This window comes from Streptomyces sp. TSRI0107 (assembly GCF_001905845.1).
GTDB lineage: Bacteria > Actinomycetota > Actinomycetes > Streptomycetales > Streptomycetaceae > Streptomyces.
The window spans coordinates 89,104-114,827 of sequence record NZ_LIVZ01000008.1 but is presented as its reverse complement, the minus strand read 5'-3'; the positions used below and the strand labels follow the sequence as shown (position 1 = coordinate 114,827).

The 25,724-nt window shown below is 73.4% G+C and carries 19 protein-coding genes; 6 read left to right on the top strand and 13 right to left on the bottom strand.

Translation table 11 applies throughout. The annotated features are described in order from the left end of the window. Nucleotides 1–29: 29 nt before the first annotated feature. Both AMK31_RS23095 and AMK31_RS23090 read right to left on the bottom strand, forming a co-directional pair. Nucleotides 30–2,069 carry a hypothetical protein gene (locus AMK31_RS23095; protein WP_073942527.1) on the bottom strand — a complete coding sequence of 680 codons (2,040 nt, stop codon included), beginning with the start codon at nucleotides 2,067–2,069 and terminating at the stop codon, nucleotides 30–32. 114 nt (nucleotides 2,070–2,183) lie between these two features. Next, a complete protein-coding gene (locus tag AMK31_RS23090; protein WP_158074548.1) occupies nucleotides 2,184–2,447 on the bottom strand; it encodes a helix-turn-helix domain-containing protein in 264 nt (87 codons plus the stop codon). Nucleotides 2,448–2,480: 33 nt separating this feature from the next. Here AMK31_RS23090 and map point away from each other — a divergent pair, with 33 nt between their 5' ends. Then, complete coding sequence (gene map, locus AMK31_RS23085; protein ID WP_073942525.1) at nucleotides 2,481–3,248, top strand: type I methionyl aminopeptidase; 768 nt, start codon at nucleotides 2,481–2,483, stop codon at nucleotides 3,246–3,248. Between the two features lie 201 nt (nucleotides 3,249–3,449). Then, the gene (locus AMK31_RS23080) at nucleotides 3,450–5,984 is read left to right on the top strand and encodes an ATP-dependent Clp protease ATP-binding subunit (protein ID WP_073942524.1); all 2,535 of its coding nucleotides are present in this window, start codon (nucleotides 3,450–3,452) and stop codon (nucleotides 5,982–5,984) included. A gap of 52 nt (nucleotides 5,985–6,036) precedes the next feature. On the opposite strand, the gene AMK31_RS23075 is transcribed toward AMK31_RS23080, so the two are convergent. From AMK31_RS23075 to ggt, 4 genes are all read right to left on the bottom strand, one after another. Continuing rightward, the gene (locus tag AMK31_RS23075) at nucleotides 6,037–7,242 is read right to left on the bottom strand and encodes a vWA domain-containing protein (RefSeq protein ID WP_073942734.1); all 1,206 of its coding nucleotides are present in this window, start codon (nucleotides 7,240–7,242) and stop codon (nucleotides 6,037–6,039) included. A gap of 143 nt (nucleotides 7,243–7,385) precedes the next feature. Continuing rightward, nucleotides 7,386–8,675 carry an AAA family ATPase gene (locus tag AMK31_RS23070; protein WP_073942523.1) on the bottom strand — a complete coding sequence of 430 codons (1,290 nt, stop codon included), beginning with the start codon at nucleotides 8,673–8,675 and terminating at the stop codon, nucleotides 7,386–7,388. Between the two features lie 110 nt (nucleotides 8,676–8,785). Continuing rightward, nucleotides 8,786–10,240 (bottom strand): hypothetical protein, encoded by a 1,455-nt coding sequence (locus AMK31_RS23065; RefSeq protein WP_073942522.1) that lies wholly within the window; start codon nucleotides 10,238–10,240, stop codon nucleotides 8,786–8,788. Nucleotides 10,241–10,364: 124 nt separating this feature from the next. Continuing rightward, nucleotides 10,365–12,173 carry a gamma-glutamyltransferase gene (gene ggt, locus AMK31_RS23060; protein WP_073942521.1) on the bottom strand — a complete coding sequence of 603 codons (1,809 nt, stop codon included), beginning with the start codon at nucleotides 12,171–12,173 and terminating at the stop codon, nucleotides 10,365–10,367. A 116-nt stretch (nucleotides 12,174–12,289) separates the two neighbouring features. Between ggt and AMK31_RS23055 the strand changes: the two genes are divergently transcribed. Together AMK31_RS23055 and AMK31_RS23050 are read left to right on the top strand one after the other, a co-directional pair. Then, nucleotides 12,290–13,045 carry a hypothetical protein gene (locus tag AMK31_RS23055; RefSeq protein WP_073942520.1) on the top strand — a complete coding sequence of 252 codons (756 nt, stop codon included), beginning with the start codon at nucleotides 12,290–12,292 and terminating at the stop codon, nucleotides 13,043–13,045. Between the two features lie 145 nt (nucleotides 13,046–13,190). Beyond that, nucleotides 13,191–14,759 carry a CocE/NonD family hydrolase gene (locus AMK31_RS23050; protein WP_073942519.1) on the top strand — a complete coding sequence of 523 codons (1,569 nt, stop codon included), beginning with the start codon at nucleotides 13,191–13,193 and terminating at the stop codon, nucleotides 14,757–14,759. Nucleotides 14,760–15,081: 322 nt separating this feature from the next. Here the strand turns inward: AMK31_RS23050 and AMK31_RS23045 are convergent, their stop codons facing one another. Beyond that, on the bottom strand, nucleotides 15,082–15,489 hold the full coding sequence (locus AMK31_RS23045) for a DUF6278 family protein (protein WP_073942518.1): 408 nt from the start codon (nucleotides 15,487–15,489) through the stop codon (nucleotides 15,082–15,084). 132 nt (nucleotides 15,490–15,621) lie between these two features. Between AMK31_RS23045 and AMK31_RS23040 the strand changes: the two genes are divergently transcribed. Then, nucleotides 15,622–17,421, top strand: coding sequence for an SGNH/GDSL hydrolase family protein (locus AMK31_RS23040; protein WP_079186905.1), 1,800 nt, complete (start codon nucleotides 15,622–15,624; stop codon nucleotides 17,419–17,421). A 28-nt stretch (nucleotides 17,422–17,449) separates the two neighbouring features. Here the strand turns inward: AMK31_RS23040 and AMK31_RS23035 are convergent, their stop codons facing one another. The 4 genes from AMK31_RS23035 to AMK31_RS23020 form a co-directional block, all read right to left on the bottom strand. Further along, nucleotides 17,450–18,229, bottom strand: coding sequence for an exodeoxyribonuclease III (locus AMK31_RS23035; RefSeq protein ID WP_073942516.1), 780 nt, complete (start codon nucleotides 18,227–18,229; stop codon nucleotides 17,450–17,452). 57 nt (nucleotides 18,230–18,286) lie between these two features. Continuing rightward, nucleotides 18,287–18,922 carry an MBL fold metallo-hydrolase gene (locus AMK31_RS23030; RefSeq protein WP_073942515.1) on the bottom strand — a complete coding sequence of 212 codons (636 nt, stop codon included), beginning with the start codon at nucleotides 18,920–18,922 and terminating at the stop codon, nucleotides 18,287–18,289. A gap of 33 nt (nucleotides 18,923–18,955) precedes the next feature. Then, nucleotides 18,956–20,263 (bottom strand): bifunctional 3-oxoadipate enol-lactonase/4-carboxymuconolactone decarboxylase PcaDC, encoded by a 1,308-nt coding sequence (pcaDC, locus tag AMK31_RS23025; protein ID WP_073942514.1) that lies wholly within the window; start codon nucleotides 20,261–20,263, stop codon nucleotides 18,956–18,958. A gap of 348 nt (nucleotides 20,264–20,611) precedes the next feature. Beyond that, nucleotides 20,612–20,815, bottom strand: a complete 204-nt coding sequence (locus tag AMK31_RS23020) for a cold-shock protein (protein WP_014670069.1) — start codon at nucleotides 20,813–20,815, stop codon at nucleotides 20,612–20,614. Between the two features lie 402 nt (nucleotides 20,816–21,217). Between AMK31_RS23020 and AMK31_RS23015 the strand changes: the two genes are divergently transcribed. Further along, nucleotides 21,218–22,903 carry a ribonuclease J gene (locus AMK31_RS23015; protein WP_073942513.1) on the top strand — a complete coding sequence of 562 codons (1,686 nt, stop codon included), beginning with the start codon at nucleotides 21,218–21,220 and terminating at the stop codon, nucleotides 22,901–22,903. 144 nt (nucleotides 22,904–23,047) lie between these two features. Here the strand turns inward: AMK31_RS23015 and AMK31_RS23010 are convergent, their stop codons facing one another. Both AMK31_RS23010 and AMK31_RS23005 read right to left on the bottom strand, forming a co-directional pair. Beyond that, the gene (locus AMK31_RS23010) at nucleotides 23,048–23,536 is read right to left on the bottom strand and encodes a GNAT family N-acetyltransferase (protein ID WP_073942512.1); all 489 of its coding nucleotides are present in this window, start codon (nucleotides 23,534–23,536) and stop codon (nucleotides 23,048–23,050) included. A 251-nt stretch (nucleotides 23,537–23,787) separates the two neighbouring features. Beyond that, entirely contained in the window at nucleotides 23,788–25,707 is a 1,920-nt protein-coding gene (locus AMK31_RS23005; protein WP_073942511.1) for an ABC transporter ATP-binding protein, read from the bottom strand. Nucleotides 25,708–25,724 lie beyond the last annotated feature (17 nt).

Here is a 25,724-nt window from a genome sequence, read left to right as displayed (position 1 = left end):
ACACTCCTGTGGGTGATCGGCGCGGCCCGTCAGGCGGTCACCCCGGCCACGCGCAGCGCGTGCACGAGATCGCGGTGCCGGTCGGCGGAGACCCGTCCGGCGGCCTCCAGCAGCAGCGGGACGAGGGTCTGCGGACCGGGGGCGGCGCTGCGGGCGGCCTCCTCGGGAGTGCGGACCCCGACATACGCGTCGAGCAGGGCGTGCGCCTCGCGGCGGCGCCCCTCACCGACCAGCCCCAGCACGGCCTGCCCGATCTCGACCGCCGGGCGCGCGACGCCCTGCCGCAGGACCTGCTGCCCGTCCGCGTTCCGCCCGGCCGCGGCCAGCACGTCGGCGACGGCGACCAGCCGGTCGGCGGGCAGCGAGCCGATCTCCCACAACAGCGTCGCCCAGTCGGCCGCCAGTCCGGCACGCTCCATCTCCGCGGCGAGCAGCGGGAAACGCGCGGGAGCCCAGTACGCGACCTCCGCCAGCACCACGTGCGCCTCCCCGCCACGCCCCTCCCCCCGCAACCGCACCAGCGCCTCGACGACCCCCGCGACCGCCCCGGCCGCCCCCGCGTCCACCGGCTCCCGCACCACCACCTCGCCCCCACCGTCCCCCACCCCCGCGAAGCGCGCCCCACGCGGACCCCGCCGCCCGGCCCGCTCGACCGGCGCGGACGCCAGCGGCGCGGGGCTGGGCGGCACGACGACGGGAGCGACGTCGTCCTCGGCGGCCCCGGCGAACCGGGCACCGCCTCGGCGGCGTTTGCGGGGGGTGGGAGTAGGGGTCGGGGTGGGAGCGGGGGTTCGGGTGTGGGTGGGCGTGGAGTCGAAGCCGGGCGTGATCGGGGGGTGGGTGGTCGGCGTGGGGTCGATGGCGGGTGCTGGAGCAGGAGCGGAGTGGGGGGCGGGAGCGGAGTGGGGGCCGCCCGGCATGGGAGCGGGGGCGCCTGGTTCGGCGTGCGGGTACGAGGCGGGCTCGGCGCCGAAGGGCGGTCCCGCCACGGAGTAGGGGCCGCCCGGCATGGGAGCCTGTGCGCCTGATCCGGCGTGCGGGTACGAAGCGGGCTCGGCGCCGAAGGCCGGTCCCGGCGCGGAGTAGTGGGCCGTTGCCGGTACGGACGTGGTGTGGGCCGGTGCCCCGGCACCGCCCGGCGCGGGGGCGCTCGATGCCGGCTGCGGTCCGGGCTCGGTGCGGTGGGGTGCGGCGGAGCCGCCCGGCACGTGGGCACGCGTACCCGGTGCTGGGCCCGGGCCGGGCTCAGTGCGGGGTGCCGCGGCGGGCGCGGGGTGCGGGGCGTGCCCCACGGAGCCCGAAGTGCCGGACGCCGGATGCGGCTCCCCCGCCATCCAGTGCGCAGCATCAGACGCCGAAGGCGAGGCCGGTCCCGTGGGCCGCAGGCGCGGCATGCCCGGTGCCTCGGACGCGGGGTGCGGGGCGGCCGCCGCCCCGTGCGAAGCGCCGGGCCCCGGCTGTACCGCCGGCCCCGTCGCAGTACGCGCAGCGCCGGTCGCCGTACCCCCCGGCACCCCCGCCCCCATCCCCGTACGGGTGTCGTCCGCCAGACCGGTCGAGGCGTGCCGGTCCAGGTGGGTGATGCGGGCGCGCAGCTCCGCGCAGCGGGCGGTCGCGCGGGTGTGGTCGTCCCGGGCCCAGGCGAGGTCGAGGCGGAGGGCGTCGGCGGCCTGCCGGGTGGTGGCCTCGGCGAGCAAGTGGCCCAGTTCGGTGAGGCGTTCGGCGGCGTACTTCTGTTCGCGGAGCATGACGTCGAGCCGGTCGCCGAGGGTGTCGCGTGCGCCGGGCCGCGCGTCGTACGCGGTGAGGGCGGCGGCGTACAGGGAGCGGGCCGTGTCCTTGGCGGGGGCGGCGGCCTCGGGGCCGTGTTCCGCCGCGAGGTCCTGGAGCAGTGCCTCCACGACGTCCCAGGGCGGGACCTCCCGCCCCTCCAGGCAGGCCCGCATGCCGTCCGGGTCGCGCCGCCAGAACACCGCGCACCATCCGCCGCCCTGGTCGAGCCGCCCCAGCAGGCCGTCCAGGTAGGACGCGAACTCCCGTACCGCGTCCGGGAGTTGATCCGATGCCATCGCTCGTTCCCCCGCGTCGCCGGAGTATCAACCGGAGTATCCGGATCCGTCGTAGCCAACACGAGCCGTGTTACAGGCTCGCTACGGGGAGTTTTCGGCGGGGGCGCGGGACCCTCAGGCCACCGCGGGCTCGGCGGTGACGGCCGTGGCCACGGCCAGCTCGTCCATGGACAGCCCGAGGACGCCGGCCAGCGCCGCCACCGTGAAGAACGCCGGGGTCGGGGCCCGCCCGGTCTCGATCTTGCGCAGCGTCTCCGCGGAGATGCCCGCGCGTGCCGCGATCTCCGTCATGCTGCGGCCGCCGCGGGCCTCGCGCAGCAGCCGGCCGAGCCGTTCGCCGCGTTCGCGTTCCTCTGGGGTGAGTGGGGTGCGCACCATGGCGCCCATTCTAATACCGGTATAGTAATTGGCATGGTGGAACTGAAGACGGACTCCTCGATCGATGCCATGTACCAGGCGGGCCAGGTCGTCGCCCGCGCCCTCACCGCCGCACGCGACGCCGCCGACGTCGGTGTCTCCCTGCTCGAACTGGACGCCCTCGCCCGTGAGGTGCTGCGCGAGGCCGGCGCGTCCTCGCCCTTCCTGGGCTACCGCCCCTCCTTCGCCCCGACCCCCTTCCCCGCCGTCCTGTGCGCCTCGGTGAACGACGCGATCGTGCACGGCATCCCCACCACCTACCGCCTGCGCGACGGCGACCTGGTCTCCCTCGACTTCGGCGCCGAGCTGAACGGCTGGGTCGGAGACTCGGCGATCAGCTTCACCGTCGGCACGCCCCGCCCCGCCGACCTCCGCCTGATCGCGACCGCCGAGCGCGCCCTCGCCGCGGGCATCGAGGCGGCCGTCGTCGGCAACCGCGTCGGCGACATCGCGCACGCCGTCGGCTCGGTGTGCCGGGCGGGCGGGTACGGCGTCCCGGACGGCTTCGGCGGGCACGGCGTGGGCCGCCACATGCACGAGGACCCGCCGGTGCCGAACGAGGGCCGACCGGGACGCGGGCTCCGGCTGCGGCACGGCATGGTCCTCGCCATCGAGCCCATGCTCGTCGCCGGCGGCGGCGACACCTACTACGCGGCCCCGGACGGCTGGACCCTGCGCACCCACGACGGCTCGCGCGCCGCCCACGTCGAGCACACGGTGGCGATCACGGACTCCGGGCCCCGCGTCCTGACGGCCCGCTGAGCCACCCGTAGCTGCCGGTAGCCGCCGGCGGGGGCCGCCGCACGGTCCGGCTGAAGGTGCTCCCTCCGATTGTTCGTGCGAAGGTGTTCTACGAGCGCGCGCCCACGTGTGTAACCGGCTCCCGCCCGGGTTACCCGGCTCCGGCACGTCGATCAGCGAGGGCGTCCCCCGACCCGCGCAGGGACGCCGGATGGGAACGCCATGACCAGCGGTTTCACCGGATCTGAGGGCTACGACGCCTTCGGAGAATTCCTCGCCCGCTTCTTCGGCGGCCCCCGCCCCGGCCCGCGCCAGATAGACATCGGCCGGCTGCTCAGCCAGCCCGCCAGGGAACTGGTGCGCGGCGCGGCGCAGTACGCCGCCGAGCACGGCAGCCGGGACCTCGACACCCAGCATCTGCTGCGCGCGGCGCTGTCCGCGGAACCCACCCGAAGTCTGCTCAGCCGTTCGGGCGCGGATCCGGACTCCCTCGCGTCGGAGATCGACGAGCGCTCCGGGCCGGTCCAGTTCCCGGAGGGCAGCGCGCCGCCGCCGACCTCGCTGTCCCTCACCCCGGCGGTCAAGCGCGCCCTGCTCGACGCGCACGACCTGGCCCGGGCGACCGGCGCCGGCCACATCGGCCCGGAGCACGTGCTCAGCGCGCTCGCCAACAATCCCGACTCGGCGGCCGGGCACATCCTCAACGCGGCCCGCTTCTCCCCCGGCGGGCTGTCGCCCGAGACGGCGGAGGCGGGACCGGCGCCCCGCGCCGAACGGCCGCGGCAGACCGGCACGCCCACCCTCGACAAGTACGGCCGGGACCTCACCGACCAGGCCCGCCGGGGCCGTATCGACCCGGTGATCGGCCGGGACGACGAGATCGAGCAGACCATCGAGGTGCTGTCCCGGCGGGGCAAGAACAACCCGGTGCTGATCGGTGACGCGGGCGTCGGCAAGACCGCCATCGTGGAGGGGCTGGCCCAGCGGATCGCCGAGGCCGACGTCCCGGACGTCCTGCTCGGCCGCCGGGTGGTCGCCCTCGACCTGACCGGGGTCGTCGCCGGCACCCGCTACCGGGGTGACTTCGAGGAGCGGATGAACAACATCGTCGAGGAGATCCGCACCCACTCCGACCAGCTGATCATCTTCATCGACGAGCTGCACACCGTCGTCGGCGCGGGCGGAGGCGGCGAGGGCGGCTCGATGGACGCCGGGAACATCCTGAAGCCGGCGCTCGCGCGCGGTGAGCTGCACATCGTGGGCGCCACCACGCTGGAGGAGTACCGCCGGATCGAGAAGGACGCGGCGCTGGCCCGCCGCTTCCAGCCGATCCTGGTGCCGGAGCCGACCACCGAGGACGCCCTGGAGATCCTGCGCGGTCTGCGCGACCGCTACGAGGCCCACCACCAGGTCCGTTACAGCGACGAGGCGCTGGTGGCCGCCGTGGAGCTGTCCGACCGCTATCTCACCGACCGGCGGCTGCCGGACAAGGCGATCGACCTCATCGACCAGGCGGGCGCGCGGGTGCGGCTGCGCGCCCGCACCAAGGGCACGGACGTACGGGCCATGGAGCGGGAGGCCGAGCAGCTGGCCGCGGACAAGGACCAGGCGGTTGCGGACGAGCAGTACGAGGAGGCGATGCGGCTGCGCGACCGCATCACCGAGATCAAGCAGCGGATCACCGAGGCCGCCGGGGACGGCGAGGCCGACGAGGGCCAGCACCTGGAGGTGACCGCGGAGGCCATCGCCGAGGTGGTGTCCCGGCTGACCGGCATCCCCGTCAGCCGGCTCACCGAGGAGGAGAAGGACCGGCTGCTGGGCCTGGAGGAGCATCTGCGCGAGCGGGTGGTAGGCCAGGAGGAGGCCGTACGGGTCGTCTCGGACGCGGTGCTGCGCTCCCGGGCCGGGCTCTCCTCCCCGGACCGGCCGATCGGCAGCTTCCTCTTCCTCGGCCCGACCGGCGTCGGCAAGACCGAGCTGGCCCGGGCGCTCGCCGAGGCGCTGTTCGGCAGCGAGGACCGGATGGTCCGGCTGGACATGAGCGAGTACCAGGAGCGGCACACGGTCAGCCGGCTGGTCGGGGCCCCGCCCGGATACGTCGGGCACGAGGAGGCCGGGCAGCTCACCGAGGTGGTGCGCCGTCACCCGTACTCGCTGCTGCTGCTCGACGAGGTGGAGAAGGCGCACCCGGACGTCTTCAACATCCTGCTCCAGGTGCTGGACGACGGCCGGCTCACCGACTCGCAGGGCCGGACGGTGGACTTCACCAACACGGTCATCGTGATGACCAGCAACCTCGGCTCGGAGGCGATCATCCGGCGCGGCGCCTCGATCGGGTTCGGGCCGGGCGGCGGGGACGCCGACGAGGAGGCCCGCCGGGAGCAGATCCTGCGGCCGCTGCGCGAACACTTCCGGCCCGAGTTCCTCAACCGGATCGACGAGATCGTGGTGTTCCGCCAGCTCACCGCCGACCAGCTGCACCAGATCACCAATCTGCTGCTGGAGCACACCCGGCGGCTGCTCACCGCCCAGGGCGTGTCGGTGGAGTTCACCGACGCGGCCGTGGACTGGCTGTCCCGGCAGGGCTACCAGCCGGAGTACGGCGCCCGCCCGCTGCGCCGCACCATTCAGCGCGAGGTCGACAACCGGCTGTCCCGGCTGCTGCTGGACGGCCGGGTGAAGGAAGGCGACCGGGTCACGGTGGACGTGTCGGACGGACGGCTCGACTTCCGTCCGGAGCGGACACCGGTCGGCTAGACGGTCCGGCCGGACGGCCGACCGTCCGGCCTCCTCCGTGCCCGGCGCCTCCTCAGCCGATGGTGACCACGCGTGCCCACGGCGGTGGGGTGTCCGGCACGTAGTCCGGGTCCTCCTCGTCGACGGCGCGGGCGGGACGGGGGAAGAGGCCGACGACGGTGCGGCAGGGCGGCTGCGCGGAGGGCCACGGGGTCTGGCCGTCGGTCAGGGCGACGATCACGTCCGGGCGCGGCGCGGAGCGGAGCGCCCGGGCGAACCCGGAGCGCAGGTCCGTGCCTCCGCCGCCGACCAGCTCGATGTTCTCGGCGCGGCAGATCGGGACGGCGACCCCGGCCGCCGCGTCGCAGGAGACGACCGAGACCAGGTCGCGCCGCCCTCCCACCGCGCGTGAGATCGCCGCGACCTCCAGCAGCGCGCTGCCCAGCTCGGCGTCGCTCACCGACCCGGAGGTGTCGATCACGACGCAGACCCGGGGCGGCGTACGGCGCAGGCTCGGCAGCACCACCTTGGGGACGCTCGCCGAGCGCCGGGACGGGCGCCGGTAGCTGTGGTTCTCGCCCGCTCCCGGCGCCCCGGCCGCCGAGCGGACCGCCGCGCCCAGCAGCTGCCGCCACGGCTGCGGCGGGTGGAAGGCCTCGTCCGCCCAGCGGCGCCATCCCTCCGGCGCGTCGCCGGGCTTGCCCTTGATCCCCTCCGCGACCCGGAAGCGGACCGCGTCGCGCTGCTGCCTGGTGAGCCCGTGGGCCCCGTCGGGCCCCAGCTCCCACGGCCGCTGCTGCCCGTCGGCGCCGCTGCCGCAGTCCAGCCAGGCCAGGTCCGAGGCGAGGGAGGACATCGACGCCCGGCGCAGGTACTCCTCCATCAGCAGCCCGTCGGGCAGCCGCAGCAGCGACGGCAGCACCGCCCCGACGGGCATCGGCAGACCGTCGCCGTAGATGTCGTCGTTGATCTCGAAGTCGGCGGCGATGTTCCGCCGCAGCCGCTCGCCCGGCCCGTGCTCCTCGTGCTCGCGCGCGTAGCGCTCGCCCCGTGCGTGGTGGTCGCGGAGCAGATGGGACACCTCGTGCACCCACACCCCGGCCAGTTCCTCCACCGGGGTGCGCGCCACGAAGCCGGGCGAGACGTAGCAGCGCCAGTGCGCGTCCACCGCCATCGTCGGCACCGACCGGTCCTCCACCACGTGCAGCGCGAACAGCGCGTGGGCCAGGTAGGGACGGACCTTCACCGCGTGCAGCCGGGCGGCGAGCAGCTTCTCCATGTCCAGCGGGAGCCCGGGCCGGTCTGCGGGCCCCTCGGAGCCGGCCGGCGGCGTCGGCGGGACCGCCCGCACCGGGCGTGGCCGCGGGGGCGGGGACATCGGGCGAGGCAGCGGGCGCGGCCCCGGGTGCTTGGCGGGCCCCGTCATCGGCTCGCCACCGTCGCGCGCCCGGCGTGGCCCGCCGCCTCGGCCCGGCGCACCGACCGGTCGGCGCGCCGGGCGAGACCGACCACCGAGGCCAGCCGCTCCACCGTCTCCGGCACCTCCCAGTCGTCGCGCCGCAGCGAGGCCAGGGTCGTGGCCGGGGCGACCAGCAGGTCGGGGGCGCCGGTCTCCAGGGCGCGGACCAGGACCGCCCAGGCGGCCTCCCACCGGTCCCGTTCGGGGCGTGCCCCGACGGCGGCGACCACCGCCTCCAGCGCCGCCTGGCGCAGATCGCCCCGCTCGGGGAGTTCGGCACGGGCGGGGTCGGCGAGCAGCGACTCCGGGTCCGGCAGGTCCATGCGGTCGAGGTGGGCGAGGAGTTCGAGCCCCGGGCCGTCCCCCACCGCGCCCCGCACCAGCAGCGCGAGCACGTCGCGGGAGACGCCGGCCGCCGTGCCGAAGGCCAGCAGGGTGAGCGCGGCCTCCCAGCTGCGGGGCGAGGGCCAGGCACCGCCGCGCCGCGTCTCGGTGCTGGGCAGCCGGTGGATCAGCGTCGGCCGGACCTCCAGGAAGCCGCAGACCGCGCGCCGGGCGAGGGCCACCGCCTCCGGCAGCCGTTCCGGCACCAGCCGGGGCAGCTCCGCGCGCGGCCAGACCCCGCCCAGCCCGCGCACCACCACGTCCCGGTCGTGCACCCAGTACAGGTGCACGAACCGGTTGGCCAGCGGCGGGCTCAGCTCCCATCCGTCCGCCGCCGACGCGCGCGGGTTGGCGGCGGCCACGATCCGCACTCCGGGCGGCAGTTGCAGCGCGCCGACCCGCCGCTCCAGAACGACCCGGAGCAGTGCGGCCTGGACGGCCGGGGTGGCGGTGGACAGCTCGTCGAGGAAGAGCAGTCCCCGCCCGGCCCGCACCAGTTCCACGGCCCACTGCGGTGGCGCCATCGGCACGCCCTGCACCGCCGGGTCGTCGCCCACGACGGGCAGCCCGGAGAAGTCGGACGGCTCGTGGACGCTGGCGATCACGGTCGTCAGGGGCAGATCGAGGGAGGCGGCGAGCTGGGTCAGGGCGGCGGTCTTGCCGATGCCCGGCTCGCCCCAGAGCAGCACGGGCAGGTCGGCCGCGACGGCCAGGGTGAGCGCTTCGAGTTGTTCGTCGGGGCGCGGTTCGGTGGTGGTCGTGCGCAGCAGGCCGAGGAGGTCGTCGGCGAGGGCGAGCTGTGCGCCGGTCGTCGGTTCACCGGCGGCGGGGGCGGGAGCGGGGGCGGACGGCAGGGTGCTGGGAGTCATGGTCGTCACCTGTGGTGGGAGAAGGAACGGCACGGGACGGGCCCGGCCGGAGGTCTTGAGGGGCGTACGACGCCCTGATGCGCGGTGTGGGTGCGGGACTTCCGCGGTGGTCAGCAGGCGGTGCGGGGCCGGCCCCGGCCGGTGCGCTTGCGGCGCATCAGGGGAGGCGTATGGCGGTCGAGCCGCGGGCGGTGGCCGGCCTCCGCGTGCTCCCCGCCCTCGGCGGTCCCGCCGTGCGCCGCGTCGGCGGCGGGGTGCACGGCGACCAGCCCCGAGCGGAAGAGCCCGTGGTCGACGCGGCGTGCCGCGGCCGACTCCAGTTCGTCCCGCAGCGGCCCGTCGCGCAGGACGGCTGCGGGACCGAGCAGCCCTTCGACCACGGCCAGCGCCCCGGTGACATCGCCGTGGCGAAGCCGCTCGCGGACGGCCGGAAGCGCCTCCGGGCTGCGGTGCACCGCGTCGATCGCGCGCAGGCAGGGCAGCGCCGGCCCGCCGAGCGCCACCAGGAGTTCCTCCCGGCGCAGCTCGACCGGGTCGTGGTCGACCGCCGTCAGCGCCCCGTCCCGCAGCGCGATCCGGTGGACCGCGCCCCGGCATTCCACCCGGTGCGGGTCACCGGGCTCGGGGGCGGGGCCGGCTGCGGGGCCGGCGTCCGGTGTCAGGTCGTACGCCGGGAGCGCCGCGGCGACCAGCGGATGCAGCCGCTCGGCCGTGACGAGCCCGGCCCGCAGCAGTTCCAGATCGGGCAGGATCCGGGCCGCCGCCTCCGGCAGCAGGGGAAGCGCCGCGGCCTCCTGCGGTGGCGGCTCCTCGCGCACCGGCCGGAACTCCGGGGCATGACTGTCGTCGGGGGCGACGAGTTCGAGCACGGCGCGGCTGCGGGCGCCGAGCCGCACGGCGAACGCCCCGCGGGGGCGCCCTTCGGCCCGCAGCAGCAGTTCCGCCTCGGCGGCCCAACGCCCCGTCGCCCAGGGGGCGTCGGGTTCGGCGGGCAGGCCGGGTGGAGTCGGCGGCGGGGCCGCGTCCGTGCGGCACCGCCACGCCAGGTCGCCGCTGCGCGCGGCGTCCCACAGGTGCCGGTGCAGGTCGAGCCGGAAACGCCGCTCGGGGTGCGGGTGCGGGTGGTGCCGTGGGGCGCCGTGCGCGGAGCCCTCCCACAGGGCCAGGGACATCCGCTGTCCGGCGTCCGCCCAGGCGGGCGGTGTCCGCACCACCAGTTCCAGCGGTGCGGCGTCACAACCGGGGTAACGGGCCAGCGAGAGGGTGAGGCCGGGCCGGAGCCGCCCGTCGGGGGCGATCCGGGGCATGTGCCAGCGCAGCAGATCCGGCGCCAGCCGGCGCAGGTCCGCGCGGAGGCGGTGGACGAGGTCGGTGCCGTGGCGGTCGCGCACGGCGCGCAGATCGAGGTCGACGTCGATCCGGGCGGCGGCACAGGCCCCCGCCCAGTCACCGACCGCACGCCGTGCGGTCGCGGTCTCGATCATGGACGGTGGCACGGCGTACTCACGCACGCGCTGCCACATCGACAGCCGGGAGGGAATCTCGTTCGCGAAGTGATGTGCCATCAGCACTCACCTTGCGCGGACGAGTCCTCCAATCCGTATGAGGAGAAGTTCATCATCGCGGACATCGTAGCCGTCCCGAAGACGATCTGTCAGACCCATACCCCGGCCGGCCTCGCGGCGCGGTCTAGGACGCCGGCCGCACGACCATCGCCGAGCCCCCGCCCCGCCGTACCGTCTCGGCCGCCGCGAGCCACTTCCCGCCGGGCAGTCGCTGTACGCCGGTCGCGGCGCCGATCTCCGGGTTGGGCCGGAAGGCGTGGCCGATGCCCTCCAGTTCGGTCCGCAGGGCGCTGTCGTACAGGCCGGGTTCGAGTTCGGTCTGGGCGGCGTTGCGCTGGCTGGCACGCGGTGCGGCGATGGCGTCGACGAGCGGCAGGCTGCGGTCGAGGAACCCGGTCAGGGTCTGCAGCACGGTGGTGATGATGGTGGCGCCGCCGGGCGAGCCGAGCGCCACGACCGGCCGGTCGTGGCGGTCCAGCACGATCGTCGGCGACATCGACGACCGGGGCCGCTTGCCGGGGCCGGGCAGGTTCGGGTCGTGGACGGCCGGGTTGGCGGGGGCGAAGGAGAAGTCGGTCAGCTCGTTGTTGAGGAGGAACCCGCGGCCCGGCACGGTGATGCCGCTGCCGCCGGTCTGCTCGATGGTGAGGGTGTAGGAGACGACGTTGCCCCACTTGTCGGCGACCGTCAGGTGCGTGGTGCTGTCACCCTCGTACGTCGTGGGCGCCGCCGTGCCGCCGGCGCCGCAGGCCACCGGGTCGCGCGGGTCCCCCGGCGCGAGCGGGCTGGTGAGCACCGCGTCGTCCTTGATGAGGCAGCCGCGCGAGTCGGCGTACCGCTGCGACAGCAGCTCCTTGGTCGGTACGTCCTCGAAGGCGGGGTCGCCGACCCAGCGCCCGCGGTCGGCGAACGCGATCCGGCTGGCCTCGATGTAGCGGTGCAGGTACTGGGCGTCGCTCGCCTCGGAGAGGTCGGTCCGCTCCAGGATGTTGAGGGCCTCGCCGACCGTGGTGCCGCCGGAGGAGGAGGGCGCCATCGAGTAGACGTCGAGCCCGCGGTACGACGTCCTGCTGGGTGCCTGGCGCTTGACGCGGTAGGCCGCCAGGTCCTTCGCGGAGAGGTCGCCGGGGCGGGCGTTCCAGTTCGAACCCGGGTCCACGGGCGGCTTGTTGACGGTGTCGACGATGTCGTCGGCGAGGTCGCCGCGGTAGAGCGCGCCGACGCCCTTGCGGGCCAGCTCCTCGTAGGTGCGGGCGAGGTCGGGGTTCTTGAACGTCGAGCCGACGACGGGGAGTTGCCCGCCGGGCAGGAACAGTCCGGCGGTGTCCGGGAAGTGGCGGAACCGGGTCTCGTTGGCGGCGGTCTGCGCGCGGAAGGTGGCGTCGACGGTGAAGCCGTCGCGGGCCAGCCGTACGGCCGGCTTCAGCAGGGTGCCGAGCCGTTCGCTGCCCCATCGGTCCAGCGCGGTGCGCCAGGTGGCGGGCGTGCCGGGGGTGCCGACGGCGAGGCCGCTGCTGACGGCCTCGGCGAAGGGGATGGGCTTGCCGTCCTCCAGGAAGAGACCGGAGCCGGCGGTCAGCGGCGCGGTCTCGCGGCCGTCGAGGGTGTGCACGGTGCGTGACTTGGCGTCGTAGTAGACGAAGTAGCCGCCTCCGCCGATGCCCGCGGAGTACGGCTCGGTGACGCCGAGCGCGGCGGCGGTGGCGACGGCCGCGTCGACGGCGTTGCCGCCGTTCCTGAGCACTTCGATGCCGGCGGCGGAGGCGTCCGGGTCGACGCTGGCCACGGCGCCGCCGTGGCCGACGGCGACCGGCACCTTCTCGGCGGCCGGGATCTTTCCGGCGGCCGGGGCGGGCGGGGCGGCCGCTCCCACCGACACCACGGCGGCCGACACCGCCAGGACCGTCAGTTTCCGCACGACAGGGCGACGCATCCGCACCTCCAGTCTGGAACCGTCCGCGCAGCCTAATCCATTCGCATGGCCCCGTCAGGAGCGCAACTCGCGGGTGTCGAACACGGGTTTGCCGCGGCCCGCTAGCATGCGCGGCCATGAACGACGACGTGCGCAACATCGTCCTCGGTGTGCTGGCCACCGGCATCAGCGCCGCGCTGGGCTGGTTCACCCGTACCCACCTGTGGCGGCGCAGGCTCCGTCGCAAGCAGGCGTTCTTCGGCCTGCCGGACGAGTCGGAGGCGCTGCTGGTGGTCAACCGCGGTGCCGCCGGCCCCGAACTGGCCGTGATGCGGTACGACGTGTTCGCGCTGCTCGAACTCGCCGCGCTGATCAAGGACTGCCGGGCCCACGCCCAGGTGCTGCCCCACGACGCGGCCCGTCAGGGCTTCGGGGAACGCACCGAGTTCTGTGTGGGCGGCCCCGCCTCGAACCGGCGGATGGCGGCGCATCTGGCGTCCCTGCTGCCCGGGGTGCGGATGAACACCGACGCCGAACCCGGCCCGGACCGCGGGGCTTTCCGGATAGGCGCGGACCGCCACCGGTTGGAGCCGGGCCGGGCCGAGTACGCACTGCTCGCGCGGCTCACCGTCGACCACAGCCACGGCGACCGGCCGGTGTTCCTCTTCTGCGGGCAGACCGCGATCACCAACCAGGCGGCCACCCGCTATCTCGCCCGCAACCACGAGCGGCTGTCGCGCAAGTACGGCACGGGCTCGTTCGTGCTGCTGCTGAGAGTGGTCAACTCGCAGGCGTACGGCCCGGACGTGGTGGAGATGGTGGCGGACGTGACGCGAGCGGCGCAGGCGCCCGTCCCGGCGGCAGCTCCCCGGACCTCGCACCGCGCCTCCTGAGGCCTGTCGATCCAGCCTTCAATGATTGTTACTTTCACGTAACTTACCCACGGGTTACCACCGGTAAAGGGTCGAGGTTACCGTCGGGTCACTTTGCACCGGACTTTGCAGTGACACGTGCAGTGACACGAGTGAGGAGTGACCCGTGGGACACCATCGCAAGGCCCTGCGCACGACCGCCGTCGGCGCCGTCTCCGCGACCCTGATCGCCGGCAGCGTCCTCACCGCGGCGCCGGCCGCGCACGCCGCGCCGAACGGCGTCCGGTTCGTCGACATCACCGGCGACGGCGGCACGACGCTCAAGGCGAACGTCGTCACGCCCGCCGGCGCGGACGGCTCCCGCCGCTACCCGCTGATCGTGCTCCCCACGAGCTGGGCCACGCCCCAGATCGAGTACCTGGCCCAGGCGCAGCGGCTCGCCGACTCCGGGTATGTGGTCGTCACCTACAACGTGCGCGGCTTCTGGCAGTCCGGCGGCCACATAGAGGTCGCGGGTCCGCCCGACATAGCCGACGCCTCGAAGGTGATCGACTGGGCGCTGGCCCACACCCCGTCCGACGGCGGCAACGTCGGCATGGCGGGCGTCTCCTACGGCGCCGGCATCAGCCTGCTCACCGCCGCGCACGACGAGCGGGTCAAGGCGGTCGCCGCGCTCAGCGGCTGGGCCGACCTGATCGACTCGATCTACTCCGGCCGCACCCAGCACGCCCAGGCGGCCGCCCTGCTCCAGGGCGCGGGGTCGATCACCGGCCGCCCGAGCGCCGAACTCCAGCAGATCTTCCAGGACTTCTTCGCGTCGAACCTCGACAAGGAGGACGAGATGCTCGCCTGGGGCGCCAAGCGCTCCCCCGCGGCCTACGTCGACCGGATCAACGACCACGGCACGGCCGTCATGCTCGCCAACGCCTGGGGCGACACGATCTTCCCGCCCAACCAGTACGCCGACTTCTACGAGAAGCTGACCGGTCCGAAGAGACTCCAGCTGCGCCCCGGCGACCACGCCACCGCCGAGGCGACGGGCCTGCTCGGGCTGCCCAACGACGTGTGGACCGACACCGAGCGCTGGTTCGACCACCATCTCAAGGGCGAGGACAACGGCATCGACCGTGAACAGCCGGTCCGGCTCAAGCCCCGCTCGTCGGGCGGCTACGAGGACTACCCCGACTGGAAGTCGGTCGCCGCGACCCACCGGAAGATCGCCCTCGGCGGCAGCACCACGATCCACACGAACGTCAACTCCGGGGCGGACGGCGGGATCATCTTCCTGTCCGGCATCCTCGACCAGCTCGCCCGGGTCCCCCCGACCGCCTCGATCCCCCTGCTCCCCCGCCGCTGGGCCGCCGTCTGGCAGTCGGAGAAGTACGCCACCGCCCAGCGGGTGCGCGGCACCGCCGAACTGCACACCACGGTCACCCCGACCGAGGAGAGCGGAACCCTCGTCGCCTACCTCTACGACGTGGGCCCGCTCGGCCTCGGCAAGCTGGTCAGCAACGCGCCGTACACCTTCCACGGGCGGACGCCCGGAAAGCCGTTCACCGTCGACCTGGAGCTGTTCTCCACGGCCTACGACGTCCCGGCGGGCCACCGGCTCGCCCTGGTCGTCGACACGGTCGACCCGCTCTACGTCGAGCACAACCCGTCCGGCGCACGGCTGACCTTCTCCTCGCCGGCGGCCGACCCGTCGTACGTGTCGGTGCCGTTGCGCGAGCAGTGATCGGCGGCCGCGGCCGGACGGCCCGGCTCTGGGTACCGCTGCCCCCTCACGGTCCACGCCTCCCTACGCGGAACGGCGAGCCCGCCATCACCACGGGGACGAACGGCACATCGTAGTCGACGTCCGGTGCGGCGGGCTCGCCCGTGGAGGACTCATCCGCCCCCTTCGTCGACATCACGCGGCTCGGTCAAGGGATCGACGACCATGCTCGGGGTCCCCACTCTCGGCTCTGTCCGGCTGCCGAAACTATCCATCACAGAAGGGAGTTAAGGAGCGACACGCACCTTTCGGGCATAAGCCGTATTTACGTCAACTGGCCTGTTCAGGCCTCCGCGACCTCGGCATACAGCTGCGACAGCTCGGGCACCCCGCTGGCCGCCCACTCCTGTCCGGCGGCCACCACGTCGACCTCTCGCCCCGAGGCGAGCCGGACGACCGGCTGCCCGTCGGACCGGAACCCCCAGGCGGCGCCCGGCACGGTCCGCACCACCACGGTGCCCAGGTACAGACCGGCGTCGTTGCCCAGCCAGGGCAGGGTCTCCGCGTCGTCCCGCCAGCCCGGCACCAGCTGGTCCAGCGCCTCCAGCGAGGCGACCGTGTCGTCGAGCCGGACCCCCGCCCGCCCCGCCTGGGAGCGCAGCAGCTCGCATTCGGCCAGGAGTCCGGCGATGCCCTCGGGATCGGGAGCCCCTCGCCGCGTGCGCCGGTTGCCCAGGAAAGGGATGTTCATATGCCCAGCCTGTCACTCACACCCTCGAACGCACCACCGGGCGGGCCCCCTCCACACCACGCCCGCGGGCGGTTTCACGCCGTGTTGACGCCCCGTTCGTTGACGGGTCCCTGACGCCTGCCTAGCTTCACGATGCGGTGTCCGTGTCCGCTGTGTCGGGAGGTCCGGTTGGTGCGCCGAGGGTTCCGGGGGCTCGTGGTCGTCCTGTTCCTGTGCGCGGTGACGGTACCCACCGCCGCCGCCGGAGCCGAGGACGAACGGCGGGCCGGGCCGCAGCCGATCACCCGGCTGTTCGACAACACGGCCGTCAGCGACGACGCCCGCCCCGCCGAGGCGGACTTCGACGGCAGCGGCGCCTCCCTGTCGGCGGCGGACCTCACCGCCGCGGGCTGGACGCGCGGCCGTGCGCTCACCGTGCAGGGCGCCCGGCTGACCTGGGCGCGTCCGGCGCCCGGCGAGCCGGACAACGTCGTCGCCGCCGGCCAGAAGGTCCGCGTCCACGGCCGCGGCGACGCCCTCGCCTTCCTGGTCGCGGGCAGCGCCGGGCAGGACGTGACCGGCTCCGGCACGGTCGGGTACGCCGACGGCTCCGCCTCCCCGTATCCGCTCACCGCACCCGACTGGCGCCGGGGCCCGCTCGCCACCAAGGCGGTGGCCCTGCCGCACATCAACACTCCGGGCGGCCAACTCGCCGAGAAGGCGCGGCTGTACGTGGTGACGGTGCCGATCGTGCCGGGCCGCCAGGTCGCCTCCGTGACGCTGCCGACGGCGGCCGGACTCCATGTGTTCGCGGTGTCGGTGCGGGCCGGCACCGCCGGCTGGACCGGCAGCTGGGCGACCGCGACCGCCGGGTATCCGGCCGTCGGGCCGTGGACCGACCGGACGCTGCGGCTGGTCGTGCACACCTCCGCGGGCGGCCCACGGGTGCGGCTGCGCTTCGACAACACCTTCGCCGCCGCGCCGGTCCGGATCGGCGGCGCCACGGTCGCGGTGCAGGCGTCGGGCGCGGCGGCGCGCGGCACGCCGGTGCCGCTGAGGTTCCGGGGCGCGGCGGGCGTCGAGATCCCGGCGGGCGCGCAGGCCTGGACCGACCCGGTCGACTTCGACGTGCCGCCGGACACCAACCTGCTGGTCAGCTTCCACCTCCCCGGCACGGTGCCGGCGGCGCCGGTGCACCGGCTGGCGCAGCAGCGGTCGTACGTCAGCGAGACCGGCGACCACTCGGCCGACGGCTCGGCGTCCGCGTACACCACGGTCATCACCAGCTGGCCGCTGCTCACCGGGGTGGACGTGGGCGGCGGGCCGGGGTCGGTGGTGCTGCTCGGCGACTCGATCACCGACGGGGACAAGTCGACCGTGGACGCCAACCGGCGCTGGCCCGACGCGCTGGCCCGGCGGCTGCTGGCCCAGCGGGAGGTGCCGCACTACGGGGTGCTCAACCAGGGCATCTCGGCGAACCGCGTGGTCGGCGACCGCTACCCCGGCGACGGGGTGTCCACCGACACGGGCGGGGTGAGCGCCGTGCACCGGCTCGACCGGGACGTCCTCGCCCAGACCTCGGCGCGGACCGTGGTGGTCTTCCAGGGCGTGAACGACGTGCGCTGGGGCGCGAGCGCGGACCAGGTGGCCGCCGGGCTGCGGGAGATCGCCGACCGGGCGCACGCGCGCGGGCTGCGGGTGCTGGCGGCGACCGTCCTGCCCTGCGAGGGCGAGGCCCGGTGCACCGCCGCCGCCGACGCCGAGCGGGTCGCCCTGAACGACTGGATCCGCGGCGCCGGGGTGTTCGACGGGGTGCTCGACTTCGACGCGGTGATCCGGGACCCCGAGCGGCCGTCCCGGATGCTGCCCGCCTACGACAGCGGGGACCATCTGCATCCCGGCGACACGGGCCTCGCGGCCCTGGCGGGGTCGGTGGACCTGCGGCTGCTGTGACCTCGGGCCGGGTCTCCCCCGGCCCGCGCTACACGTCCAGGTCGACGACGACCGGCGCGTGGTCCGAGGCGCCCTTGCCCTTGCGCTCCTCGCGGTCCACGTACGCGTCCTTGACGGCCCCGGCGAACGGCGCGTTGCCGTAGACCAGGTCGATGCGCATGCCGCGGTTCTTGGGGAAGCAGAGCTGGCGGTAGTCCCAGTACGTGAACGGGTGGTCGTACTTCAGGGGGCGCGGGACGACGTCGTTCAGGCCCGCCTCGCGCAGGGAGGCCAGGGCGGCGCGCTCGGCCGGGGTGACGTGGGTGGAGCCCTCGAAGGCGGCCCGGTCGTAGACGTCGTCGTCGGTCGGCGCCACGTTGTAGTCGCCCAGCACGGCGAACGGGCGGCTGCCGCCCGCGTCGCCCGCGACGGCCGCCTTCAGGGCCTCGAACCACTGGAGCTTGTACGCGTAGTGCGGGTGCTCGACCTCGCGGCCGTTCGGCACGTACACCGACCAGACGCGGACCGGGCCGCAGGTGGCGGAGACGGCGCGGGGCTCGACGACGCCGTCGAAGCCGGGGTCGCCGGGCAGGCCCTTGACCACGTCCTCCAGGCCGACGCGGGAGAGCACCGCCACCCCGTTCCAGCGGCCGGTGGCGTGCACCGCCGCCTCGTAGCCGAGGTCGCGCAGCTCGTCGAACGGGAACTGCTCCTCGGCGACCTTGGCCTCCTGGAGGCAGAGCACGTCGGTGCCGCTGCTCTCCAGCCAGGCCAGCAGCCTCGGCAGGCGGGCGGTGATCGAGTTCACGTTCCAGGTCGCGATGCGCATGTCTCACAACCTACCGGGCGGCACCGACAACGCGGTCCCGCCCGGGGGTCGGGCGGCTCACACCTCGGCGGAGTCGCCCGGCGTCAGCCGCAGGTGCTCGGCGCCGCCGAGCTGCCCGATCTGGCGGTCGTAGATCGGGCGGGCCAGGTCGGTGAGGAGGGCGTCGTGGACGTCGTAGGCGCGCCGCGGGCGGACCTCGCGGACGTAGTCGATGACCTCGGAGATCTTGTTCCACGGGGCCATCACCGGCAGCATCAGCGTCTCCACCGGCCGGCCGGGCACGGTGAGGGCGTCGCCGGGGTGGAAGACGGTGCCGCCGTCGATCAGGTAGCCGACGTTGGTGACGCGCGGGATGTCCGGGTGGATCACCGCGTGCAGCTCGCCGTGGACCTCCACGTCGAAGCCCGCCGCGGTGAAGGTGTCGCCGTGGCCGACGGTGTGCACCCGGCCCGGGAACGCCGCCGAGATCTGCTCCGCGACCGACTTCAGGGTCCAGATCTCGGCGGCCGGGTTCGCCTCCAGGGCGGCCCGCAGCCGGCCCTCGTCGAAGTGGTCGGGGTGCTCGTGGGTGACCAGGACCGCCTCCGCGCCGACGGCGGCGTCCGCCTCCGTGAACCCGCCGGGGTCGATGACGAGCACGCGCCCGTCCTTCTCGAGGCGGACGCAGGCGTGCGACATCTTTGTGAGCTTCATGGCCCCATCCTCCCGCCCGCCCAAGACGCCCGCTCACTCCTGGGGGGTGGTCTCCTCCCGGATGACCTCCTGCGCCACCCTGAACGCGCTGTTCGCCGCCGGTACGCCGCAGTACACCGCGGCGTGCAGCAGCACCTCCTTGATGTCGGCCGGGGTCAGCCCGTTGCGCAGCGCGGCGCGGGTGTGGGAGGCCAGCTCGTCGAGGTGGCCGCCGGCCACCAGGGCGGTGAGGGTGATGCAGCTGCGGGTCCGTCTGTCCAGGCCCGGGCGGTCCCAGATCTCGCCCCAGGCGTAGCGGGTGACGAACTCCTGGAAGTCCCCGGAGAACTCGTCGGCCTGCGCCAGCGCCCGGTCCACGTGCGCGTCGCCGAGGACCTCCCGGCGCACCTTGATCCCGGCGTCGTACGGGTCCGGCCGGCCCACGGCCTGCGGCTGGGCGGCGGGCGGGGCGATCTCGGCGATCGGCGCGACCGGCGGGGCCTGCGCGGGCACGGCGGCGAGGGCCGGCTTGACCGGGGCGGCGGGGATGGCCGTCTGGCCGGTGCCCGGGTCGGCGATCGGCTGCCAGGCGGTGGAGAAGTGGGTCACCAGCAGGTCCGTGACCGCGGCGGGCTGCTCCACGGGGACGAGGTGGCTGGCGCCGGGGACGACGGCGAGCCGGGCGTCGGGGATCCCGGCGACCAGGGTGCGGGCCTCGGCGGGACCGGTGACCTGGTCCTCGGAGCCGACCAGCACCAGCGTCGGCACACCGACCCGGCCCAGCTCCGGCCGTACGTCGAAGGTGGCCAGCGCCTCGCAGGCGGCGATGTAGCAGCCGGGGTCGGTGGTGCGCACCATCTGCACCGCCCAGTCGGTGATCGCGGGCTGCGCGGCGGCGAAGCCGGAGGTGAACCAGCGGTCGGGCGCGCTGCGGGCGATCGGGTCCAGGCCGTTGGTGCGGACGACGACCCCGCGCTGGCGGAACTCGTCCGCCGTGCCGAAGCGGGGGGAGGCCGCGATCAGCACCAGGGAGGCCAGCCGCTCCGGGTGGCGCAGGGCCAGCTCGACGCCGATCGCGCCGCCGAGGGCACAGCCCGCGTAGCCGAAGCGCTGCACGCCGAGGCCGTCGAGCGTGGCGAGCAGCCGGGCGGTGAGCTCGGTGACGGAGCCCGCGGGGTAGGCGGGCGCACCGCCGTGGCCCGGGAGGTCGAACCGGAAGACGCGCCACTGCTTGGCCAGCTCCGGGACCTGCCGGTCCCACATGTGCCATGTCGTACCCAGTGAGGGACCCAGGATCAGGACCGGGGCGTCTTCTGGCCCGTCGAAGCGGTATTGCAGGGTGTTCGGGGGTGTCTCACTCACGCGTCAGACCCTCTCACGTATCACGGACGCCCCTATAACGGGGGACGCTGGATACCTTTGGGACTGTCCCCATCGTGATCAGCAGGGCGGCGGCACTGTCCGGACCAATACCCACTGGCGCCGACGGCTGCGTGGCGTGGCGTTCGACCGAGCCGGGTCAGGCGTTGGTTCAGCTCATCGATCTGCGTGGTGAGCTGTTCGATGCGCTCGGCCGGCATGCGCAACGTCATGGGGGGTGGCCTGGGACACGCGAGACACCGATCGGCTCCGGCCCGCCGACCACTGCGGCAGACGGTGAGGGCCCGGCGTCCCGAAGCCGGGATGCCGGGCCCTCACCGGGGTGCGCGATCAGGCGGGGCGGATGTTCTCAGCCTGCGGGCCCTTCTGGCCCTGCGTGACGTCGAACTCGACCTTCTGGCCCTCCTGCAGCTCGCGGTAGCCCTGGCTGGCGATGTTGGAGTAGTGGGCGAAGACGTCGGGGCCGCCGCCCTCCTGCTCGATGAAGCCGAAGCCCTTCTCGCTGTTGAACCACTTCACTGTGCCCTTGGCCATGACTGCCTCCGTTGAGGGAAACCGGGCACGCGCCCTGCGTGACCGGGAGGTGATCGCCCTGGTCCGGAGAGGCGCTGAACAGCAAGAACGCCCGTGGTGGCGATCACGGGCGAACGGAACTTCGGAACCACGACTGCTGATCACAACGCTATACCCGCATTACGGAAGCCGCTAGCGAAAACGCGCCAGCATCCCGCCCGGAACGAAGCCCCTCTCCACACGAACGCGGATCAGCGCGACCACGTTGAAGGCGGTAGCCGGTGACGAGCTCGGCGAGAATGCCGACGACGCGGTCCACGTCCATATCGACCCGGCACCCACTGCGGGTGCCCCGCTCCGCCGGTGAGAGGAGATCGCACTGGCAATGGATCACCCGTCCCGCTCTGCGGGTACCGTCAGGGTATGAGTCATCCGCACCCCGAGCTGAAAGCCGCCCCGCCCCTTCCCGAAGGAGGGCTGCGGGTCATCGCCCTGGGCGGCCTGGGTGAGATCGGCCGCAACATGACCGTCTTCGAGCACGCGGGCAAACTGCTCATCGTCGACTGCGGCGTGCTGTTCCCCGAGGAGACCCAGCCCGGCGTGGACGTGATCCTGCCGGACTTCACCTCGATCCGGGACAGGCTGGACGACATCGTGGCCGTGGTACTCACCCACGGCCACGAGGACCACATCGGCGGCGTGCCGTACCTGCTGCGCGAGCGGTCCGACATTCCCGTCGTCGGCTCCAAGCTGACGCTGGCGTTCCTGGAGGCCAAGCTCAAGGAACACGGCATCCGGCCGCGCACGGTGCGGGTGCGGGAGGGCGACCGGCGCGGCTTCGGGCCCTTCGACTGCGAGTTCGTGGCGGTCAACCACTCCATCCCCGACAGCCTCGCGGTCGCGATCCGCACCCGGGCCGGGATGGTGCTGCACACCGGCGACTTCAAGATGGACCAGTTCCCTCTCGACGACCGCATCACCGATCTTCGCGCCTTCGCCCGACTCGGCGAGGAGGGCGTGGACCTGTTCCTCACCGACTCCACCAACGCCGAAGTGCCCGGCTTCACCACCTCCGAGCGGGAGCTGAACCCGGCGATCGAGCAGGTGATGCGCACCGCGCCGCGCCGGGTCATCGTCTCCAGCTTCGCCAGCCACGTGCACCGCATCCAGCAGGTCCTGGACGCCGCCCACCAGCACGGCCGCAAGGTGGCCTTCGTCGGCCGGTCGATGGTCCGCAACATGGGCATCGCCCGTGACCTGGGCTATCTGAAGGTCCCGTCCGGTCTGGTCGTGAGCACAAGGGAGCTGGAGAAGCTCCCGGACCACAAGATCACTCTGGTGTGCACCGGCTCCCAGGGCGAACCGATGGCCGCGCTGTCACGGATGGCCAACCGCGACCACATGATCCGCATCGGCAAGGGCGACACCGTCCTGCTCGCCAGTTCCCTGATCCCCGGCAACGAGAACGCCATCTACCGGGTGATCAACGGACTCACCCGGTGGGGCGCCCACGTGGTCCACAAGGGCAACGCCAGGGTGCACGTCTCCGGGCATGCCAGCGCCGGCGAACTCGTCTACTGCTACAACATCGTCAAACCCCGCAACGTCATGCCCGTGCACGGCGAATGGCGCCACCTGCGGGCCAACGCCGACCTCGCCATCCGTACCGGTGTCGACCCCGAGCGGGTCGTCATCGCCGAGGACGGCGTCGTCGTCGACCTGGTCGACGGGCGCGCGTCCGTCACCGGCAAGGTCCCCGCCGGCAACGTCTACGTGGACGGCATGGAAGTCGGCGGCGCCACCGAAGCCTCCCTCAAGGACCGCCTCACCCTCGCCGCCGAAGGCGTCGTCACGGTGGTGGCGATCGTCGACGCGGACACCGGCGCCCTCGCCGAGGCCCCCGACTTCCTGGCCCGCGGCTTCGTCCACGACGACACCACCTTCGAGCCGGTCATCCCCGTCATCGAGAAGACCCTGGCCACCGCGGCCGAGGAAGGCGTCGGGGACGCCCACCAACTCGAACAACTCGTCGCCCGCGCCGTGGCGAACTGGGCGTTCCGCACCCACCGCCGCAAGCCCCTCATCATCCCCGTCATCATCGACGCCTGAGCCACAGCGCGGCAGCACGGTCCCCTTTCCGGCATCGGACCATGCGTTGGACGACGGTACAGACGGAGCGCTCAGCGTCCAGCGGCTCCTGCATGCCGACCACCATGCAGGCGAACCCGGTGCCCTGCGAAGCGGCACACCGCGTCATTCCGGAGGAATGCGAAACTGGAATTCGGGACGGTCCCACGGCACGGCGGGCGGGTTCGCGAGCGCGGTCCCGGTCCGCACCGCACCGACGCGGTGGTAGAAGTCCTCGGCGGGAAGGTGCGACACGACCTTGACCCGGTCGAGCCCGGCGGCACGGGCCTCGGACTGCATGTGCGCGACGAGCAGTCGTCCGATGCCCCGTCCTTGGGCTTCGTCAGCGACGAACAGCAGGTCGAGCTCCGGTGGAGCGAGGACGAGCGAGTAGAACCCGAGGATCCGGCCTCCGTGCTCGTCGGCGCCGACGGCTACGAAGGCGCGGTGGGCCTCGATGTAATCAGGACCGACCCGGTAGCCCGCGACTGCGGCTGCGTACTTGCCCTCGTAGGCGCCTGAGCCACGCACGAGCCGCGTGAGCCGTCTGGCATCCCGCGCGACGGCCCTCCGTATCGTGATCGGCTGGCTTGTCGGGGAAGTGCGTGAACTCATCGGGAGAGTATTTCGCACCGGAGAGTACCTTCGTGCGGCGGGTCGACTGCTCGGACAGGCGTTCCCGCGCTGCTCCCGGGAACCTCTCGCCCGGGCCCCGATCGGCCACGTCACCGCCGCCGAATCGGCCGCTCGCCGGAGGCTGCGTCGACTCCCCCGGACCATGATGATCGACTGAGAGGGAATACCCTCCCTCCCGACTGCTGCGTCGGCCGGTCCCTGCGGTCGAGGATGTCCGGAAACCGACTCGGTTACGTGGACCCGGTGCCCGTACGCGCGTGCGACGACGCTGTGCGGTCCCCGTCCGGCGCCGGTTCGGCCGGTCCGGGCAGCCCGCTGAGGCCGGCTCCTGGGACCGGGCGTCCGAAGGCCGACTCGGTGCTCTCGCCGAGGAAGCCGCCCGACTGGTGCTGCCACAGCTTGGCGTAGGCACCGTTCGCCGCGAGCAGCTCCTCGTGGGTGCCCTGCTCGACGACGCTTCCGCGATCGAGGACGACAAGACGGTCCATGCCGGCGACGGTGCTCAGACGGTGGGCGACCACGAGGGCCGTACGCCCGTCCATCAACCGCCACAGGGCGTCCTGGACGAGGATCTCGCTCTCCGAGTCCAGCGCGCTGGTCGCCTCGTCGAGCAGCAGGATCGGGGCGTCCCGCAGGATGGCCCTGGCGAGGGCGACGCGCTGGCGCTGGCCGCCCGAGAGTTTGACTCCCCGCTCCCCCACCAGGGTGGCGAAGCCGTCGGGGAGTTGGTCGGCGAACTCTGTGACGTGCGCGGCCACGGCCGCCGCGTGAATCTCGTCGTCGGTGGCGCCGGGCCGGGCGAAGGCGATGTTGTCCCGCAGGCTGCGGTGGAACATGGCGGGCTCCTGCGGGACGTAGGCGATCAGTGAGCGCAGATCGGTCTGACGCAGCCGGCTGATGTCCTGACCACCGATCAGGATGCGTCCGTCGTCGATGTCCGACATCCGCAGCAGGAGCCGGGTGAGTGTGGTCTTGCCGCCGCCGGACCTGCCGACCAGACCGATCCGTGCACCTGCGGGCACGTCCAGGTCGAGTCCCCGGAAAATCGGCTTCGCACCCGCGTGGGCGAAGGTCACGGCCTCGAAGCGGATGCCGGTGTCCCGCGGTGCGAGCGGTTCGGGTTTCGCCGGGTCGAGCACGGTGGGCGGATCCAGCAGCAGCTCCGTGAACTGCGCGGCCTCGGTCATCGAGCTTTCCAGACGCCGGTAGATCTGGTTGAACTCGAACATGATCTGGGTCGCGTTGGAGTAGTAGGTGAAAGCGACGACGACCTCCTCCACTCCCTGGCCCGAGCCACCGAAGGCGATGGCGACCAACAGACCCAGCACGTTGGTCAGTACGGACAGGGGGGCGATCAGGGTGTCGACGCGCAGATTGCCATAGTCCCACGACCTCAGCGTCAGGCGCCGGGAGTCCGCGACACGGCTGCGATGTTCGTCGGCCTCCCGCCGCTCGGCCGCGAACGCCCGGATGGTCTCCATGTTCACGAGGCTGTCGGCGACGTGGCCGGAGACCCGGGCGATCGCCGCCTCACGGTCGTTGACGAGCCGCTGCCGGCGACGGATCAGCGGTGTCGCGGCCACCACGGTCAGCGCGATCATCACCAGGAGGCCGGCGACGAGCATCGGTTCGTAGCTCCACAGCACCACGGCACCGAACACCAGGGGGACGAGACTGCCCACGATCCGGTACGTCACCGTGTCGACGAAGTCCTCGAAGCGCTTGCCGAAGCTCAGCACCCGTTTGGTCAGGGAGCCGGCGAAGTTGTCGTGGAAGAACGCCGCGTCCTTGGCGAGGAGTTCGTCCATGCCGCTGACGTACAGGTGTTCCATGCCGAGGGCGTCCACCCGGTTCAGGCAGTGCTGCCCGACCCGCCACACCGCCTCGGCGAGCAGCATCGTCACGCCGAAGCCCACCACGTACGGCAGCGCCGAGGCGAGGGTGAGGCCGCCGTCGTCGGCGGCCTGTCCTGCCAGTTTGGCGATCAGCAGGGGGGCGACATAGCGGATGCCGATGTTGCCCACGGCCGGCAGCAGCAACGCGGGCAGGGCCAGCAGTCGTAGTCGCATCAGCTCCCGGCCGTAGCGGCGCAGTGCCAGAACGACCGCGCTCCTGCCCGGCGTCGGCCCTCGCGTATCTGTTGTCCCCATCACGCTCCCGGAGGTTC

Coding starts and splice junctions, on each gene's coding strand:
- AMK31_RS23065 (WP_073942522.1), bottom strand. CDS start 10,240: ATGGCACATCACTTCGCGAACGAGATTCCCTCCCGGCTGTCGATGTGG.
- AMK31_RS23070 (WP_073942523.1), bottom strand. CDS start 8,675: ATGACTCCCAGCACCCTGCCGTCCGCCCCCGCTCCCGCCCCCGCCGCC.
- AMK31_RS23010 (WP_073942512.1), bottom strand. CDS start 23,536: ATGAGTTCACGCACTTCCCCGACAAGCCAGCCGATCACGATACGGAGG.
- AMK31_RS23015 (WP_073942513.1), top strand. CDS start 21,218: ATGAGTCATCCGCACCCCGAGCTGAAAGCCGCCCCGCCCCTTCCCGAA.
- map (WP_073942525.1), top strand. CDS start 2,481: ATGGTGGAACTGAAGACGGACTCCTCGATCGATGCCATGTACCAGGCG.
- AMK31_RS23080 (WP_073942524.1), top strand. CDS start 3,450: ATGACCAGCGGTTTCACCGGATCTGAGGGCTACGACGCCTTCGGAGAA.
- AMK31_RS23055 (WP_073942520.1), top strand. CDS start 12,290: ATGAACGACGACGTGCGCAACATCGTCCTCGGTGTGCTGGCCACCGGC.
- ggt (WP_073942521.1), bottom strand. CDS start 12,173: ATGCGTCGCCCTGTCGTGCGGAAACTGACGGTCCTGGCGGTGTCGGCC.
- AMK31_RS23005 (WP_073942511.1), bottom strand. CDS start 25,707: ATGGGGACAACAGATACGCGAGGGCCGACGCCGGGCAGGAGCGCGGTC.
- AMK31_RS23095 (WP_073942527.1), bottom strand. CDS start 2,069: ATGGCATCGGATCAACTCCCGGACGCGGTACGGGAGTTCGCGTCCTAC.
- AMK31_RS23075 (WP_073942734.1), bottom strand. CDS start 7,242: ATGGAGAAGCTGCTCGCCGCCCGGCTGCACGCGGTGAAGGTCCGTCCC.
- AMK31_RS23045 (WP_073942518.1), bottom strand. CDS start 15,489: ATGAACATCCCTTTCCTGGGCAACCGGCGCACGCGGCGAGGGGCTCCC.
- AMK31_RS23035 (WP_073942516.1), bottom strand. CDS start 18,229: ATGCGCATCGCGACCTGGAACGTGAACTCGATCACCGCCCGCCTGCCG.
- AMK31_RS23020 (WP_014670069.1), bottom strand. CDS start 20,815: ATGGCCAAGGGCACAGTGAAGTGGTTCAACAGCGAGAAGGGCTTCGGC.
- AMK31_RS23030 (WP_073942515.1), bottom strand. CDS start 18,922: ATGAAGCTCACAAAGATGTCGCACGCCTGCGTCCGCCTCGAGAAGGAC.
- AMK31_RS23090 (WP_158074548.1), bottom strand. CDS start 2,447: ATGGTGCGCACCCCACTCACCCCAGAGGAACGCGAACGCGGCGAACGG.
- AMK31_RS23040 (WP_079186905.1), top strand. CDS start 15,622: ATGCGGTGTCCGTGTCCGCTGTGTCGGGAGGTCCGGTTGGTGCGCCGA.